The 15,079-nt window shown below is 41.8% G+C and carries 17 protein-coding genes and 1 other annotated feature (1 of these 18 cut by a window edge); of the genes, 2 read left to right on the top strand and 15 right to left on the bottom strand.

Annotation, left to right across the window (positions count from 1 at the left end):
* Positions 1–38 (bottom strand) — a binding site (T-box leader); it reaches 179 nt to the left of the window's first position.
* From LXO72_RS08635 to typA, 12 genes are all read right to left on the bottom strand, one after another.
* A complete protein-coding gene (locus LXO72_RS08635; RefSeq protein ID WP_233332134.1) occupies positions 29–898 on the bottom strand; it encodes a DivIVA domain-containing protein in 870 nt (289 codons plus the stop codon). Its footprint overlaps the feature before it by 10 nt.
* Positions 899–907: 9 nt before the next feature.
* Complete coding sequence (locus LXO72_RS08630; protein WP_233332132.1) at positions 908–1,696, bottom strand: YlmH family RNA-binding protein; 789 nt, start codon at positions 1,694–1,696, stop codon at positions 908–910.
* Positions 1,693–1,953 carry a YggT family protein gene (locus LXO72_RS08625; protein ID WP_233332127.1) on the bottom strand — a complete coding sequence of 87 codons (261 nt, stop codon included), beginning with the start codon at positions 1,951–1,953 and terminating at the stop codon, positions 1,693–1,695. The genes LXO72_RS08630 and LXO72_RS08625 overlap by 4 nt, the downstream gene beginning before the upstream one ends.
* 1 nt (position 1,954) lies before the next feature.
* Positions 1,955–2,584, bottom strand: coding sequence for a cell division protein SepF (gene sepF, locus LXO72_RS08620; protein WP_048715778.1), 630 nt, complete (start codon positions 2,582–2,584; stop codon positions 1,955–1,957).
* Between the two features lie 9 nt (positions 2,585–2,593).
* The gene (locus LXO72_RS08615) at positions 2,594–3,262 is read right to left on the bottom strand and encodes a YggS family pyridoxal phosphate-dependent enzyme (protein WP_154858733.1); all 669 of its coding nucleotides are present in this window, start codon (positions 3,260–3,262) and stop codon (positions 2,594–2,596) included.
* Positions 3,263–3,264: 2 nt separating this feature from the next.
* Complete coding sequence (gene ftsZ / locus LXO72_RS08610; protein ID WP_233332125.1) at positions 3,265–4,542, bottom strand: cell division protein FtsZ; 1,278 nt, start codon at positions 4,540–4,542, stop codon at positions 3,265–3,267.
* Between the two features lie 15 nt (positions 4,543–4,557).
* Positions 4,558–5,910, bottom strand: a complete 1,353-nt coding sequence (gene ftsA, locus LXO72_RS08605; RefSeq protein WP_156676171.1) for a cell division protein FtsA — start codon at positions 5,908–5,910, stop codon at positions 4,558–4,560.
* 141 nt (positions 5,911–6,051) lie between these two features.
* Complete coding sequence (locus LXO72_RS08600) at positions 6,052–7,269, bottom strand: cell division protein FtsQ/DivIB (protein ID WP_233332122.1); 1,218 nt, start codon at positions 7,267–7,269, stop codon at positions 6,052–6,054.
* Complete coding sequence (locus LXO72_RS08595) at positions 7,266–8,336, bottom strand: UDP-N-acetylglucosamine--N-acetylmuramyl-(pentapeptide) pyrophosphoryl-undecaprenol N-acetylglucosamine transferase (RefSeq protein ID WP_233332117.1); 1,071 nt, start codon at positions 8,334–8,336, stop codon at positions 7,266–7,268. Before LXO72_RS08595 ends, LXO72_RS08600 begins: the two co-directional genes overlap by 4 nt.
* 1 nt (position 8,337) lies before the next feature.
* Complete coding sequence (gene murD / locus LXO72_RS08590; RefSeq protein WP_233332116.1) at positions 8,338–9,690, bottom strand: UDP-N-acetylmuramoyl-L-alanine--D-glutamate ligase; 1,353 nt, start codon at positions 9,688–9,690, stop codon at positions 8,338–8,340.
* A gap of 182 nt (positions 9,691–9,872) precedes the next feature.
* The gene (locus tag LXO72_RS08585) at positions 9,873–10,139 is read right to left on the bottom strand and encodes a DUF3165 family protein (RefSeq protein WP_023026447.1); all 267 of its coding nucleotides are present in this window, start codon (positions 10,137–10,139) and stop codon (positions 9,873–9,875) included.
* A gap of 22 nt (positions 10,140–10,161) precedes the next feature.
* The gene (gene typA, locus LXO72_RS08580) at positions 10,162–12,009 is read right to left on the bottom strand and encodes a translational GTPase TypA (protein WP_233332111.1); all 1,848 of its coding nucleotides are present in this window, start codon (positions 12,007–12,009) and stop codon (positions 10,162–10,164) included.
* A gap of 237 nt (positions 12,010–12,246) precedes the next feature.
* Here typA and LXO72_RS08575 point away from each other — a divergent pair, with 237 nt between their 5' ends.
* Positions 12,247–12,972 carry a pseudouridine synthase gene (locus LXO72_RS08575; protein ID WP_233332109.1) on the top strand — a complete coding sequence of 242 codons (726 nt, stop codon included), beginning with the start codon at positions 12,247–12,249 and terminating at the stop codon, positions 12,970–12,972.
* A 36-nt stretch (positions 12,973–13,008) separates the two neighbouring features.
* Here the strand turns inward: LXO72_RS08575 and LXO72_RS08570 are convergent, their stop codons facing one another.
* From LXO72_RS08570 to LXO72_RS08560, 3 genes are all read right to left on the bottom strand, one after another.
* Positions 13,009–13,353, bottom strand: coding sequence for a rhodanese-like domain-containing protein (locus LXO72_RS08570; RefSeq protein WP_125335604.1), 345 nt, complete (start codon positions 13,351–13,353; stop codon positions 13,009–13,011).
* 38 nt (positions 13,354–13,391) lie between these two features.
* Entirely contained in the window at positions 13,392–13,610 is a 219-nt protein-coding gene (locus tag LXO72_RS08565; protein ID WP_006596794.1) for a YqgQ family protein, read from the bottom strand.
* A 123-nt stretch (positions 13,611–13,733) separates the two neighbouring features.
* Entirely contained in the window at positions 13,734–14,261 is a 528-nt protein-coding gene (locus tag LXO72_RS08560) for a Dps family protein (protein WP_006596795.1), read from the bottom strand.
* A gap of 153 nt (positions 14,262–14,414) precedes the next feature.
* Here LXO72_RS08560 and LXO72_RS08555 point away from each other — a divergent pair, with 153 nt between their 5' ends.
* A complete protein-coding gene (locus LXO72_RS08555) occupies positions 14,415–15,074 on the top strand; it encodes a prepilin peptidase (RefSeq protein ID WP_233332108.1) in 660 nt (219 codons plus the stop codon).
* Positions 15,075–15,079: the final 5 nt, after the last annotated feature.

The following is a 15,079-nucleotide window of genomic DNA, read 5'->3' as shown; positions in this document are numbered from 1 at the left end:
TATTTGATAAGGTCACTGTTTTTACAGATTATAAGATTGAAACAGATTCACGTTGTTCTTCCCCTTCTGGTGCATCAATATCAGCAACTTCTGGAGCATCAATGTCAGCAACTAGAGGAGTTTCTACAACAATTTCATCAATAGAATCTTGATCTACCTGATTTTTTTCTGCTTCTTCCAAAGCTTCTTGAACTTTTTCATTCAATCCTTCAAAAGCTTGAGTCGCAGACAATTCACGGTTTACAGCTTCAATATGTTTTTGCAATTCTTCAATTTCTGCGCGTGAGAATTGACGAGTCAAATCAATTGCTTCATCATCATAGTTATGATGAACTGTTTCTTCCAAAGCTTTTTCGACTACTTCACGGAAAGCTTCATCACTTGTTTGAATATACATAGCAGTTGGGCGAAGAATTTCATCCCATTCTGGTGTATCAATGATGCTCAATTGACTTTCGATAGTTGATTTCAAACGTTGGTGGAAGACACGCGTCTTATTCTTCAATTCTTCCGTTTCTACGGCAACTTTCTTGGCATTGTCTGTAGCATGACGAAGAATTTCATTTGCTTTTGCTTTTGCTTCTTCAACTAAATGGTGAGCATCTTGCTCCGCTTGACGAACGATGGTTTCTGAGCGTTCATTTGCCGCATGTTTCACACGTTCTGCTGTATCTTGAGCGATCAATACTGATTGACTCAAAGAGTCTTTCATTTCGTCAAAGTAGTTCAAGCGCTCTTCCAACGCACTAATTTTTGTTTCCAATTCATGATTTTCACGAACTAATTTTTCATAGTCTCGGTAGACCATGTCTTGAAACTCTTCAACTTCTTTAGCATCGTAGCCTCTAAATTTTACATAAAAGCGTTTATCTTTGATTTCTAAAGCTGTAAGTGCCATAGTTCCTCCTTATTTTCTACTGGAAAATACTTCAACCGTTAATTTGTATTTTCCACTTTTTGATAGGCCATTTTCTGATAGTATTTTAAATCGACCATACTTTCGAACACTAATTAAATCTGCTACTTGGATCATCCGACTAGGATTATCAATAGTGGCATAGTTTACCTTTACCTGGCCAGACTGAACCAATTGAACAGCTACAGACCGAGCAAGTTTAAAGGTAGAAGCTACTAGTTTATCAAGTCGAACACTAGTAACCAATAGGTCTTTGAGTTTGGATGGTTCGTCTACAGTGATAGGTTCTCGACAGTCAATCTCACGAATTTTCACAGATGCTTTTGCGATCTTCTTAAGATTCTCTTTGAAATAGGAGGAGAAACGTTCATCCACATAGATATGAATCTTCCCTTGTCCAATTAGAATATCTCCAAAAGACTTTCTTTCTACGCCTAATTGATGGAGAAGCGAACCCAAAACTTGAGAGTGACTTAACCGATAAAACTTATCCGGATAGAGAACTTCTAACAGACTCATTTCAAAATCAGATGCCTCTAACTCATAATAGCTAGGAGCCAGAATCACTCGTGCATATTCTGTAGGATAGATTTCTGCACTTGAAAACACCTGCAAACCATGGTGGGCACCAATTTGTCGTAAAATATCAACCTGATGTGGATTTAAAAAGGAAGTCAGTTCAAAACTATACTGTTGCTCCACCCGAGCTACTAATTCTAGAACTCGATCGATAAAGACGTGGTATTCTGGACTATAGTGTTGATAAAATCCCTTGGTCATATTAACTGCACCAAAAATTGAAGGACAAATCGTTCCACTACGGATAGAGCAAGTAAGGCAAACATGACTGTAAAGTCTAACCCACCAAATTGCAAAGGAATCTTTCTAAATAGGCTCAAAAATGGTTCGACGATCCGTTGAACCATTTTAGCTAAAGCCGATTCTGATGCATTTGGAAACCAACTAAGCAAAGCATAGATGATTAGTACTAGCTCAAAAACCTGAAAGAAATTTCTAACTAATTGTAGGACAAACATATTAACGATTTCGTTTCATATCAAAGTCGTATTCAGCAACTTCGACATCATTTGGAAGGCGAATATCTTCAATATTCACAACGACATTGATTGGTGTTAATAAGTACATAGTACTCGCAACACGACGTAGATTCCCGGCTAATACATAGCGAGCACCATCCAAATAATCCAAACATCTTCTTGCTTGAACTTCAGTCATGTATTGGAAGTCAATAAGAATACTTTCGTTTGCCAACAACAAGTCGACAATTTCAGTTGCTTCTTCGTATTTACGAGGATAGCGAACATCAATTGTAATCTTTTCATCTGCAGCAGAACGATTTCTTGCCAACTCTTGTTGACGTTGATGAAGTCGAGTAATATTTTCAGAAGATGATTTTTGAGATGAAGCTGATTCAACCACTGCTGTAGAAGCTACTTGTGGACGACTTGCTGCAACAGGAGTAGGTTTCTGCTCCTTAGCAGCTACCACAGCTTTTTGACGTGGTTTTGATGATGGTTGTACTGGTTTAGGGGATGCTACAGGTTGGCTAGCACCGACTGCTTGAGCAGGCGCTTCTTGCACATCGTACTCATCTCCATCTTCAGTAAAATAATCAATCAATCGATCAAATCTATCTTTAAATGACATAATTCTTTCCTATTTGAAAAATGAGGTCCCAATTCGCACAAAAGTCGCACCGTTAGCAATCGCCACATCATAATCACGACTCATTCCCATGCTTAACTCTGTAAAGGGCATATTTTTCAACTGTTTCTTTTGTAATTCTTTTTGAAGTTGGTGAGTTGCTGCAAATATGGCTTGCAACTCGTCCTGACTTGCCTCAAAAGGAGCCATCGTCATTAATCCAACAATTTGTAGGTTATCCAAGCCTTCTAGTTCAGGAAGAATCGCATCGAGCTCTTCAGGAGCAAATCCATGCTTGCTTTCCTCTCCAGAAATATTGACTTGTATAAAACATTTAATTGGGTGACTCGCCCTTTTTTGAATTTCTTGGGCAAGCTTCATAGAATCTAAAGCATGGAAGTAATCTACAAAGTTGATAACTTCTTTTACTTTACGACGTTGGAGACTACCGATCAAATGCCAGGTAAGTCCCTCATCTTTTAGAGCTTGGTATTTTTCTAGAAATTTATCAACACGGTTTTCACCGATATGACAGACTCCTGTATCAACCAAAGCCTTAGCTTGGTCGATACCGACATACTTAGTAACAGCAATCACATTGACCTGATCCGTGCGGTTTGCTGTTTCCATTGCTTGTGCAACCTGCGAGAATATTCGCTCTTTATTTTCAATCAGATTCATTCTTAACGATTACGGAAAAATGGTGGTGTTTCCAACTCATCATCTTCTGAAGAAGAATCTACATAGCGTTCAACTTGACGACCAGCACTAGTATCAGACTGACGTACAATGTTTTCACGACGAATGTCCCAATCTCCAAACGCAGATCCACGAGGTGTTTCTTGTTTGGCACGTGATTGAGGAGTAGGCATTTCGATTTCTTCCTTCAAATCGAACTCGCGATCGAATTGTGGAGTTTGTGGACGTTGTTCACGAGGTCCAGTTTGGTAATAACGTGCTGAACTTGGTGCATGAGATGCAATTCCACTAACTTTTTCAACTTTGTCCTGACGAACACCAGTTGCGACAACCGTTACGCGGATTTCATCTTTCATTGATTCATCAATAGATGTACCGAGCCAAATGTTTACGCCATGACCAGCTGCTTGGTTAACAATTTCAGAAGCTTCTTCTGCTTCAATCAAGGTCATATCCAAACCACCAGTAACGTTGACGATCACATCTTCAGCACCGTCAATGGTTGTTTCAAGGAGTGGTGAGTAGATAGCTTTACGAGCTGCTTCAATGACACGCTCTTCACCATTACCTACACCAATACCCATCAAGGCATTTCCTTTGTTTTCCATAACGGTCTTCACGTCAGCGAAGTCAAGGTTAATCAAGCCTGGGCTTGTGATCAAGTCAGTGATCCCTTGAACCCCTTGGCGAAGGACATTATCTGCTTCGCTCAATGCTTCAAGAAGTGGTGTTTTCTTATCTACAATTTCTAACAAGTTGTTGTTAGAAATGATCAACAAGGTATCCACATGCTCGCGAAGTTCATTGATCCCTTCGATTGCAAAGTTTCCGCGTTTTGTTCCTTCAAATCCGAAAGGACGAGTCACAACGGCTACTGTCAAAGCACCAACAGCTTTAGCAATACGAGCGATGACTGGTGCAGCACCTGTACCAGATCCTCCACCCATCCCTGCAGTGATGAAGACCATGTCTGCACCTTGCAAAGCTTCTGTCAATACTTCTTCACTTTCTTCTGCGGCTTTACGACCAACCTCAGGTTGACCTCCAGCACCCAAACCACGAGTCAACTTAGGACCCAATTGGATAACTGTTTCTGCTTTTGCACTTGAAAGTGCTTGTACATCTGTGTTTGCTGCGATGAATTCTACACCAGCAACTCCTTCGTCAATCATGCGGTTGATGGCATTACCGCCACCGCCACCGACACCGATTACTTTAATAACTGCACCTTGTGCCGCTGCTGTGTCAAATGAAAATGTCATAAATACTTACACTCCTTAATCAAACATATTACCGATTAAATTCTTCATTCGGTCTGTAAAGGTAGTTTTTTCTTCTTGTTTTTGCTCTTCAACTGGATGTTGTTGCTCGACGTTAACTACAGGCTCAATTTCTTCCGGTACATACGCTGGAACAACTGGTTGTTGTACTGGTCGTTCAAACTGAACTGGTTGCTGACGAAGACGTTGGTCTCCATGTACAGCAGCCTGAGCAAGAATATCTACATCTGTTAGATTTCCAGCATATTCAGACAAGCTAATCACGTGGGCAAAAGCTGGATTGCGAATACCAATTTGATTTGGAACATACAATTTCACATTTACACCAAAGACTTCTTGTGCCAAGTCTTCAATACCAGGGAGAATAGCGCCACCACCGATGATGACAATTCCTCCAGGCAAATCAAGCAAATGTCTTCTTTCAAGATCTTGTTTGATTTGGTCGAAGATGTGTTTGATCCGAGCTGAAATAATTTCTGCCAAATATTTTTCAGATACTTGGACAGGTTCTACTTCACCAATCACCTCAACGTGGAAGACTTCGTCGCCAACTGATGGAACATAAGCTTCTCCATAGTTGAACTTCAAGCCTTCTGCTAATTTTTGAGAAGTCTTCAACACTTTAGAAATATCTTTAGTAACGTAATCGCCACCTTCTTGATAGATATTTGTAAATTGAAGTTCTTGATTCCGAACAGAAGCTACTGTCGTTTGTCCTCCACCTAAATCAATGACGGTCGCACCAAACTCACGTTCTCCTTCGTTCAATACAGACTTAATCATTGCAAGTGGTGAAATAATGATGTTTTCAACTTGCAAACCAGCACGTTCAACTGTTTTCCGTAAATTATGGAGGACAGTTCTAGGACCAGTATACAAGAGACCACGCATTTCCAAACGGATTCCCATCATTCCACGTGGATCGCGGATTCCTTGGAAACCGTCAACTGTGAACTCTTCTGGAATAAAGGTAATGACTTCACGGTCTGGAGTCATACTCTTTGTCAAAGCAGATCTGACAACATTTTCAACATCTGCATCCGTAATTTCTTTTGAATCACTGGTTACAGGAATCATTCCTTGAGTTGCTTCAATTTGAAGAAGGTTCGCTGGCAACCCAACGTTCACAAGATTGATTGAAATTCCTGCTTTTTCTTCTGCTTGGCTTACTGCACTTTTAATCGCATTAGAAGCAGCCTCAATATCAACAATAATTCCATCTTTGACGCCAGCACTTTTCGCATTGCTGACTCCAATTACATTCATTTCTCCATTGACATGTTCTGCCACCAATACTTTTATTGAACTAGTACCGATATCTAAACCTGTAAAAAAGCCGTTTCTAGCCATTACACCAGTCCTCTCTCTTTTGTTTTCCTATACGTCAATTAATAGCTCCATTTTAGTTAGAACTATCCAAATTTCATTATAACACAAAAATGCCCATAGTGGGCATATTTTCTTTATTTATTTCAGATAATTTATGAGGGTTTACTCAGCGGGAACTTCTTCGTGTTGCTCGGTTACGACTGCACTCCCATCAGAATCTGTCGAGTTAGCGTTAGCTTCTTCTGTTTTGTTCCCCTCCCCTTCTTCTTTTTCTTTCTTTTCCTGAGCTAAAGTGGCCATTGTTTCTGCATTGTAACTATATATCCCTGCTTCCATGTCAATGACACTGTCATCTTCAATCAGCTTGCGAATTTGATGGTAATAAGGCAATTTACGCTTGATTTGAGATACTGGCACTAGGACTTTAGTGCCATCCTTCATGGTCAGCGTCACTAAATCCTTAGTCACCTTGCTCGGTGTCAAGTCCACTGACTCAATTTCATCGAGCACAGAAGATGGTATTTTCCCCAGTTGTTTGACGAATTGTCGGACCAATTCTCGATCAGAAAAACGAACGGCTAGATAAGCCTTAGGAAGCTGATCCGCAGCAACTGGCGTCTCTACCACTTCCCCATTCTCTAAAATGGGATAGTGATCTTCCTCCGTCACATAGTAACCAAAGACCTGGTATTCCTCCACCTGAACCTTAAACGTCGTAGGGAAGGCATAAGTCATCGAAATATCTTTGACCCATGGACTAGCTGCCTTCATATTGGCAAGATAGCGATCCCGATTTAAAAAGGTTGTCAAGGTATAATCCCGGTCTTGGATCTGACTCTTTTCAAACAACAAGGTCTGATCCGCATTTTTATTCCCTGAAAATTCGATGATTTTTTGCTTAGCTAAGGGCGTTAAAAGATAGGCAGAAAAGAGAGCAATCAGGGTACTGATCACCAAAACTGGAATAGCTCTGTAGATGTGACGTCTCGCAATTCGGCCTTCCTTTTTGGCCTTCTTCGCTAGTTCCTCTTGTTCGAACCTATCTTCCGAAGGCTCTGTTAGGTAGATGATTTTTTCTTCTTCATCCTCTTCGTCTATTTCGTCAGGAAGAGTTTCTTGCACTTCCTCCTCAGCTACATTAGCTACATTCTCATCTTCCTCTACTTCTGCAGACTCGCCATCTTGCCCATCTGCATCTGGATCTTCAGAGAGAGCGTTTTGATTCAGAAGTTCCTGTCTTTCCTTCTCTTCTTGTGCCTTCTTTTCTTTTTCTTCTTGCTCTTCTAATTGTTTTTTCTTTTGATACTCCTGGTTTCGTCTCTGCCATTCAGAGAGCTTAGTGACTTCCTTAGGAGTTTTTGGGTTCTTCTTATCCGTCATTTTTTCCTTTTATTAATTTCTTGATGGACTAGGTTATAAAACTCATCCAAGGAAAGCAATTCATTCGAAGCCTTCATCGCTTGATGATAGCTTTCTGCCCCTTGGAACAGTTTATCCATCGTTTCTTGCAACCGATCCATGCTCAAATCTGGCTCAGCGATGGTTTCTGCATAGCCTTTTTCCACAAAATATTGAGCATTTTCAATCTGATCTCCCCGACTAGCCTCTTTCCCTAGGGGAACGATGATATGGAGCTTATTCATGGCCAAGAGTTCAAAAATCGTATTTGCACCACCACGGGTCACTACTAGGTCTGCCTTTTGGAGCAAAGGAAGATAGTGATCCGTCACGTAATCCACGCGATAAAGATGAGGTGCTTGTTCATTCAAGGAAGAGTCCCCTGTCAAATTAATGACATTGTAGCTTGCCAACAAGGCTTCTCGATGGTTTGTGACAAACTCATTGAACACTCGCGCACCAGCAGACCCACCCACAAAGAGAAGGGTTGGCAACTGTGGATCAAATTGTGCAAATACTGCTTCCAATTCTACTGGGGTTGGAAGGGCTTCCTGATGAACCTTGGTCACAGCTCCTACATGTTGGGCTTTCACTAGGCTTTTCGGCTGCTCAAAGGTTGTGAACATTTTTGTCGCAAACTTATAAGCAATCTTATTGGCCAAGCCCATGGTACGGTCGGATTCGTGGACCAATACAGGAACGAAACAAAGTCGCGCAGCCACTACCGGAGGAACTGAAACGAAGCCTCCTTTAGAAAACAAAACCTGTGGCCGTACACGAAGCATGATCCAAATCGATTGGAGAATTCCCCAGAGGACCTTGAAGATATCCAACATATTTTGCCAAGAGAAATAACGGCGCAACTTGCCCGTCGCAATCGAATGGAAATGGATGTCCAAGCCAGACTTCAAAATCTCTTGGTGTTCAATCCCTTTCTTGTCTCCAATATAATGAACTTCCCAACCATCCTCGATGAAGCGAGGGATGAGGAGAAGGTTCAAGGTCACATGCCCAACTGTACCTCCCCCTGTAAATACTATTTTTTTCATATTAATTTTTCAACTCTTCTACTGTTTTAAGGAACTCATCGCCCCGTACTTCAAAATTCGCGTACATATCCCAGCTGGCATTAGCTGGACTAAGCAAGACGATATCGCCCGGCTCAGCTAATTCAAAGGCTTTGCGTGTTGCGTCTGCCACATCCGTCGCATCTAGATAGGACACACCCGCTTGATCCGCTGCTCGTTTCACCCGTTCAGCAGACTCTCCAAGGATGACCATCTTTTTAAGACCAGTAATATCTGGCACCAATTCGTCAAACTCATTGCCTCGGTCCAAGCCACCAGCGATTAAGATGACATGAGCGTTATCAAAGCCAGACAAGGCTTTTTGGGTTGCTAAGATGTTGGTAGACTTGCTATCATTGTAGAATTTCACCCCTTCAATCTCAGCTACATACTGCAAGCGGTGCTTCACCCCGCCAAAGGCTGATAAGGTTTCTTGGATAGTTTGATTGTCAATGCCACGAAGTTTGGCCACTGCAATGGTAGCTAAAGCATTTTCTACATTGTGGCTGCCTGGTACTCCGATTTGGTCTGCTCGCATAACGGCTTCACCTCGGAAGTAAAGGACACCATCCTCTAAATATGCTCCGTCCACCTTTTCTTGGGTTGAAAATGGAACCACAGTAGCCTCTGTTTGCTGCGCCAAGTCTTTGGCTAAATCTTGGTTAAAGTTTAGTACTACAAAATCCTTGGCAGTCATATTCTTTTGAATCGCCCATTTTGCAGCTACATAGCCTTCGAAAGATCCATGGTAATCCAAGTGGGTCGGCATCAAATTGGTAATGACTGCGATTTCTGGATGAAAGGCTTCAATCCCCATCAATTGGAAAGAAGATAATTCCATTACCAATGTGTCTTTCGCTGTCGCTGTTTGAGCGACTTGACTAGCTGGAAAACCAATATTTCCAGACAGGAGACCATTTTGTCCAGCGGCAGTTAATACCTCTCCAATCATGGTAGTGGTGGTTGTTTTTCCGTTTGAACCAGTGATTCCGATGATGGGCGCTTCTGAAATGAGGTAGGCCAATTCAACTTCGGTCAAAACAGGGATGCCTTTTTCAAGGGCCCGTTCAACCATGGGATTCGTGTAAGGAATTCCAGGATTCTTCACCATCACTGCAAAGTCTTCATCCAAGAGTTCCAGTGGATGTCCTCCTGTCACAACTTTGATTCCTTCTTCCAGCAAACTTTGGGCTGCAGGATTTTCTTCAAAGGCTTTGCCATCATTCACCGTTACGATAGCTCCTAGGCGATCGAGTAGTCGCGCTGCAGATTCTCCAGACTTAGCCAATCCTAAAACAAGGACTTTTTTATTTTTAAATGTTTCAATGACGTTCATAGCTTTTTTCTCTCCAATTTGTTCACCTTCTATTTTACCCTTTTTTAGACAAATTAAAAAGCCTTAAGACAGCAAAAGAAGCAACACGTATAAAAATGACCTCTTCAGCATCTGTCATAAAAAAAGAGTCGCCATGATTTTCTATCACAACAACTCTATTTTATGGAGACAAGCTCTCCAGTTTATTCTGATTTATCCAAACGTTTAGAAGACTTGGTCGGCAATCGCGAAATATCAACGAGGGCCAAGTAGCCTACAAAAGCGAGGAAGGCGCCCACAAAAAATTCTGAAGGCAATTGGAAAATTTGGAAAATCGCTAAGCAAAGGAGAATGACCAAAGAGACCAGTAAAACGACTAGGGTAACTACATTCAGAGTTCCTCTGATGCTCTTTGGAGCTGCAAAAAGGTAAAAAAGGAGGATCAAAATACCTATAATTAAATAAACCATTTTGTCACTCCTTTCTTATTTCTTATTCAGCTGCAGCTGATTTTTTCTTTTTGTTTGCTTTTTCGCGTTCTGCCTTATTCAAGATTTGTTTACGTAGACGGATTGATTCCGGTGTTACTTCCATGTATTCATCATCGTTCAAGAACTCAAGTGATTCTTCAAGCGTCAAGATACGAGGAGTTTTGATAACCGCTGTTTGGTCCTTGGTAGCGGAACGAACATTGGTCATTTGTTTAGCCTTGGTGATATTAACAGTCAAGTCATTTTCACGAGAGTTTTCACCGATGATCATTCCTTCGTAAACCTCAGTACCTGGGTTGACAAAGATAGTACCACGTTCTTCGATAGACATGATAGAGTAGGTTGTTGCCTTACCAGCATCGATAGAAACAAGGGCACCACGGTGACGACCGCCAATTTCACCTGGAATCAATGGCAAGTATTGGTCGAAGGTATGGTTCATGATACCGTAACCACGAGTCATTGACAAGAACTCAGTTGAGTATCCAATCAAACCACGCGCTGGAACAAGGAAGACCAAACGAGTTTGACCATTACCAGTTGAAATCATATCCAACATTTCACCCTTACGTTCAGAAAGACTTTGGATAACAGACCCTTGGTATTCTTCTGGAGTGTCGATTTGTACACGTTCAAATGGTTCGCATTTAACACCGTCGATTTCTTTTACGATAACCTCTGGACGAGATACTTGAAGTTCATATCCCTCACGACGCATTGTCTCGATAAGGATTGACAAGTGCAATTCTCCACGTCCTGAAACAGTCCATTTATCTGGTGAGTCCGTTGGATCTACACGAAGAGATACGTCTGTTTGCAACTCAGCTTGAAGGCGCTCTTCAACCTTACGAGAAGTCACCCATTTCCCTTCGCGACCAGCAAAAGGTGAGTTGTTAACCAAGAAGGTCATTTGAAGAGTTGGTTCATCGATGTGAAGAACTGGAAGAGCTTCAACTGCATCTGTTGGAGTAATGGTTTCCCCAACGAAGATGTCTTCCATACCTGATACGGCAATCAAGTCACCAGCCTTGGCTTCTTGGATTTCACGACGTTCCAAACCAAAGAAACCGAAGAGTTTTGTGACACGGAAGTTCTTGGTTGTTCCGTCAAGTTTAGAAAGGGTAACTTGGTCACCAACTTTTACGGTACCACGGAAGACACGTCCGATACCGATACGACCAACGAAGTCATTGTAGTCCAAGAGTGACACTTGGAATTGAAGGGGCTCATCTGAGTTATCAACTGGAGCTGGGATGTGGTCGATAATGGTGTCAAAGATTGGCGCCATGGTCTTTTCTTGATCTGCTGGATCATCTGACAAGGAAGATGTTCCGTTGATCGCTGACGCATAAACAACTGGGAAGTCAAGTTGGTCATCATCCGCACCAAGCTCGATGAAGAGTTCCAAGACTTCATCAACTACTTCTGCTGGACGAGCTGATGGCTTATCGATTTTGTTAACTACAACGATCGGCACAAGGTCTTGTTCCAAGGCTTTTTTCAATACGAAACGAGTCTGTGGCATGGTTCCTTCGTAGGCATCTACAACCAAAACAACACCGTCAACCATTTTCATGATACGTTCAACTTCTCCACCGAAGTCCGCGTGTCCTGGTGTGTCCATGATGTTGATACGAGTTCCGTTGTAGGCAACGGCTGTATTTTTCGCAAGGATGGTGATTCCACGCTCTTTTTCGATATCGTTTGAGTCCATTGCACGCTCTGCCAACTCTGTACGGGCGTCAAGAGTTTCAGATTGTTTCAACAATTCGTCAACGAGGGTTGTTTTACCGTGGTCGACGTGGGCGATAATCGCGATATTACGGATATCTTCTCTTAATTTTGTCATGATTTCCTCTATTGTATTCAAAAATTTATTTTCTAACTGAACGATTATACCACAATTTTAAGCAAATGGCATAACTCAGACAAGTGTAAATGTTTTCATGCTTTCTTTCGAAAATCTTCTTTCTCATTCCCACTCCTAACCACTCTATTCATGAAAATCTTTCACCTCTTTATCTCTTTTCTTCATTCTTTTTCCGAATACTTGTGATTCTCTCCATTTCATGCTATCCTGTCCTTTATGAGATTAGATCAATTACTGGCCCACTACCAAATTCCCCGCAAAGAAATCAAACAGAGCCTAGCCAAAAAGCAGATCCTAGTCGACGGACTTACTGCAACAAAATTATCCCAAAATGTCGATACAGGTCTCCAAGAAGTTCGCTGGAAGGATCGGATCCTTACCGACTGTTCCCATCACTATTTTCTTCTTCATAAACCCCAAGGACTAGTGACGGCTACCAAGGATGCCCAACATCCTACAGTGTTGGATCTACTCCGAGCAGAAGACCGGACCCCCAATACCTATCCTATCGGTCGACTGGATCGGGATACGACCGGCCTCCTCCTACTCACAGACAATGGACCTCTAGGTTTCCAACTCCTTCATCCCCAATACCATATTGAAAAAGAATACGCGGTAACAGTCAACGGTCCTCTTGAACCCGCTCATATAGAGGAATTTCAAGAAGGAATCACCTTCTTAGACGGGACAACATGCAAGCCCGCCAAACTAAAAATCCTTAACTCCAGTCCTAAAGAAAGCCAGGCCCTGGTCACCCTGTCTGAAGGGAAATTTCATCAGGTGAAAAAGATGTTTTTATCCATTGGGGTCAAAGTCACTACTTTAAAACGAGTTCGCTTTGGGCCTTTTACTTTAGAGGATGAGCTCAAAGAGGGGCATTATCGCCCCCTCACATCAGTTGAATGCGAAGCGATTCGCTCTTTTCTAGAAGAAACCCGCTAAAAAACTCCAGAAGCTTACACTTCTGGAGTTTTGATTTTAGTTCGTCTTGACTTTTCCATCCCAAGAATCCAAACCATAGGACAAGATATAGATATCTTTATAGCCCTGTTTTTTCAAGAAGAGAGCCGCATTGGTCACACGGGACCCACGACTGTTCTCATAGAGCAAGACTGGCTTATCTTTGCGAAGAGCTGCCAAACTCACTTTTAATTGATTAGATGGAATATTCCGAGCTCCTAAAATATGCTTAGCGTGGAACTCATTTGGATCACGCAAGTCCACTAATTGGCCTTTGCGGATCAATTCTTCAAACTCTGCATTGTCCACAATTTTTGCTGCCCGACGGATACGGAAGTAATTGTAGCCCATCCAGCCAAACATCCCTAAAACAATCAACCATACTAAAATATTTGTTAAACTCACTTTTCTTTTTCCTCTTCTAAATAGCGTAATTCCTGTGCGTGTTCTCTACGTAAGACGGCTTCTGCTTCTAGATAATCCAATTTTTCCATCAGCCCAGCGTCATAGATCCTTTTCAATTCAATCTTCATTAATTCGATGTCGTAAAGTCGTTTTCCGACATAAATAATGATTCCAAATTTTTTCAGAAATTGTTGAACATCATACAGGGTTTTCATGTGCCTATTCTATCAAATCTTTCAAGTATTTTCAAGATGGCACCTGTTTTATTTACTGGAAAGATCACTTCCAAACAAAAATGAGCCTCCCAAGCAAGGAAGGCTCATTTGTTTATTTTCAGATTACAAACCTGGTGCTTGACCCAATTCAGCGGCAATCATCCAGATATGTTTTTCCAATTCAGCTTTTGCACCAACAAAGATATCGTTGGTCACGTCATCTCCTTCGGCATCTGTGATATCCAAGGCTTTTTGATAAAGACTTACCAAGTAGCGGAAGATAGAAAGAACACGTCCCAAATTTTCTTCCATAGAGCGTTCGAATGAACCCTTTTCTTCTTGGATATTGCTGTGTTCCAAGAACTCAACCATGCTAGCGTATGGGGCACCACCCAAAGTAATCAAGCGTTCACTCACTTCATCAAGAGTCGCATCCAAGCTTTCCATATACTCATCCATTTTTGGATGCCATACGAGGAAACCACGGCCACGCATATACCAGTGCACTTGGTGCAAGGCAATATGAGCGACATAAAGATCTGCCACCACTTGGTTGAGAACCGCTTTTGTATCAGTTAAACTCTTGCTTACTTCACTGATTGTTGCAAATGTTGCTACGTCTTTTGCTGCTTCTTTTTTAATTGTTGTCATAACTAAATTCTCCTTTTTTAGAATTATTCTAATTTAGTTATATTATAATCCTTCTAATTGAGAAATGCAAGAGAAAATGCTTAAATAAGAAAAGTTAGAAAATTGTTTCAGTTCTAATCGTTATTCGTCATCTTTTTTACGAATTATATAAGTATGATTAACTTCTATTTTTTTACAGTCGGTGCCTGCATCGCCTCCTTTTTAGGGCTTGTGATCGACCGCTTTCCAGAAAGCTCCATCATCTGTCCGAGAAGCCACTGCAACCAATGTCAGCAGACCTTAAGACCTCTGGACCTGATTCCCATTCTCTCACAAGTACTTTTTCGATTCCGATGTCGCTACTGCCAGACTCCTCTTCCTTATTGGTATGCCCTTTTTGAAGGCTGGAGTGGCCTCCTTTTTTTGCTGTGCTATCAGGGCTTTCTTCCCATTCCTCATCTCCTGCTTCTGCTTGGCAGTTGCGTTTTGGCCATCTATGATTTGCGCTCCATGGAGTACCCTCTCCTTCTCTGGCTAATACTCCACGCTCTTTGCCTACTTTGCACCGGCCCTACCCTCTTAATGGGAGTTTTTCTCGTCTTAGGAATTCTATCTTGTCTTTACTCCATTGGCATTGGAGCAGGGGACTTTCTCTTACTGGCTACTTTTTCTTTGACCCTCTCAGCTACCCAAGTCCTCCTAGTCATGCAAGGGGCTTCCCTCATTGGTCTCCTGGTCTTTCTCTTTAAAAAAGAAAGAGACCGGATTCCCTTTGTTCCCTGTCTCTTTCTCAGTTATCACGCTTTACTGCTTTATACGATATTTTGCAGATAAATTCT

This window comes from Streptococcus sp. XMC (assembly GCF_021341835.1).
GTDB lineage: Bacteria > Bacillota > Bacilli > Lactobacillales > Streptococcaceae > Streptococcus.
Note: the sequence above shows the minus strand (reverse complement) of the source record. Positions and strands in the feature narration are given on the sequence as shown.

Excerpts from the sequence above, each read along its gene's own strand:
- typA (WP_233332111.1), bottom strand. The coding sequence starts at position 12,009 with ATGACAAAATTAAGAGAAGATATCCGTAATATCGCGATTATCGCCCAC.
- LXO72_RS08595 (WP_233332117.1), bottom strand. The coding sequence starts at position 8,336 with ATGAAAAAAATAGTATTTACAGGGGGAGGTACAGTTGGGCATGTGACC.
- LXO72_RS08560 (WP_006596795.1), bottom strand. The coding sequence starts at position 14,261 with ATGACAACAATTAAAAAAGAAGCAGCAAAAGACGTAGCAACATTTGCA.
- LXO72_RS08600 (WP_233332122.1), bottom strand. The coding sequence starts at position 7,269 with ATGACGGATAAGAAGAACCCAAAAACTCCTAAGGAAGTCACTAAGCTC.
- ftsA (WP_156676171.1), bottom strand. The coding sequence starts at position 5,910 with ATGGCTAGAAACGGCTTTTTTACAGGTTTAGATATCGGTACTAGTTCA.
- LXO72_RS08635 (WP_233332134.1), bottom strand. The coding sequence starts at position 898 with ATGGCACTTACAGCTTTAGAAATCAAAGATAAACGCTTTTATGTAAAA.
- LXO72_RS08615 (WP_154858733.1), bottom strand. The coding sequence starts at position 3,262 with ATGAATCTGATTGAAAATAAAGAGCGAATATTCTCGCAGGTTGCACAA.
- LXO72_RS08570 (WP_125335604.1), bottom strand. The coding sequence starts at position 13,353 with ATGTTTGGCTGGATGGGCTACAATTACTTCCGTATCCGTCGGGCAGCA.
- murD (WP_233332116.1), bottom strand. The coding sequence starts at position 9,690 with ATGAACGTCATTGAAACATTTAAAAATAAAAAAGTCCTTGTTTTAGGA.
- sepF (WP_048715778.1), bottom strand. The coding sequence starts at position 2,584 with ATGTCATTTAAAGATAGATTTGATCGATTGATTGATTATTTTACTGAA.
- LXO72_RS08625 (WP_233332127.1), bottom strand. The coding sequence starts at position 1,953 with ATGTTTGTCCTACAATTAGTTAGAAATTTCTTTCAGGTTTTTGAGCTA.
- LXO72_RS08555 (WP_233332108.1), top strand. The coding sequence starts at position 14,415 with ATGATTAACTTCTATTTTTTTACAGTCGGTGCCTGCATCGCCTCCTTT.
- LXO72_RS08565 (WP_006596794.1), bottom strand. The coding sequence starts at position 13,610 with ATGAAAACCCTGTATGATGTTCAACAATTTCTGAAAAAATTTGGAATC.
- ftsZ (WP_233332125.1), bottom strand. The coding sequence starts at position 4,542 with ATGACATTTTCATTTGACACAGCAGCGGCACAAGGTGCAGTTATTAAA.
- LXO72_RS08575 (WP_233332109.1), top strand. The coding sequence starts at position 12,247 with ATGAGATTAGATCAATTACTGGCCCACTACCAAATTCCCCGCAAAGAA.
- LXO72_RS08585 (WP_023026447.1), bottom strand. The coding sequence starts at position 10,139 with ATGGTTTATTTAATTATAGGTATTTTGATCCTCCTTTTTTACCTTTTT.
- LXO72_RS08630 (WP_233332132.1), bottom strand. The coding sequence starts at position 1,696 with ATGACCAAGGGATTTTATCAACACTATAGTCCAGAATACCACGTCTTT.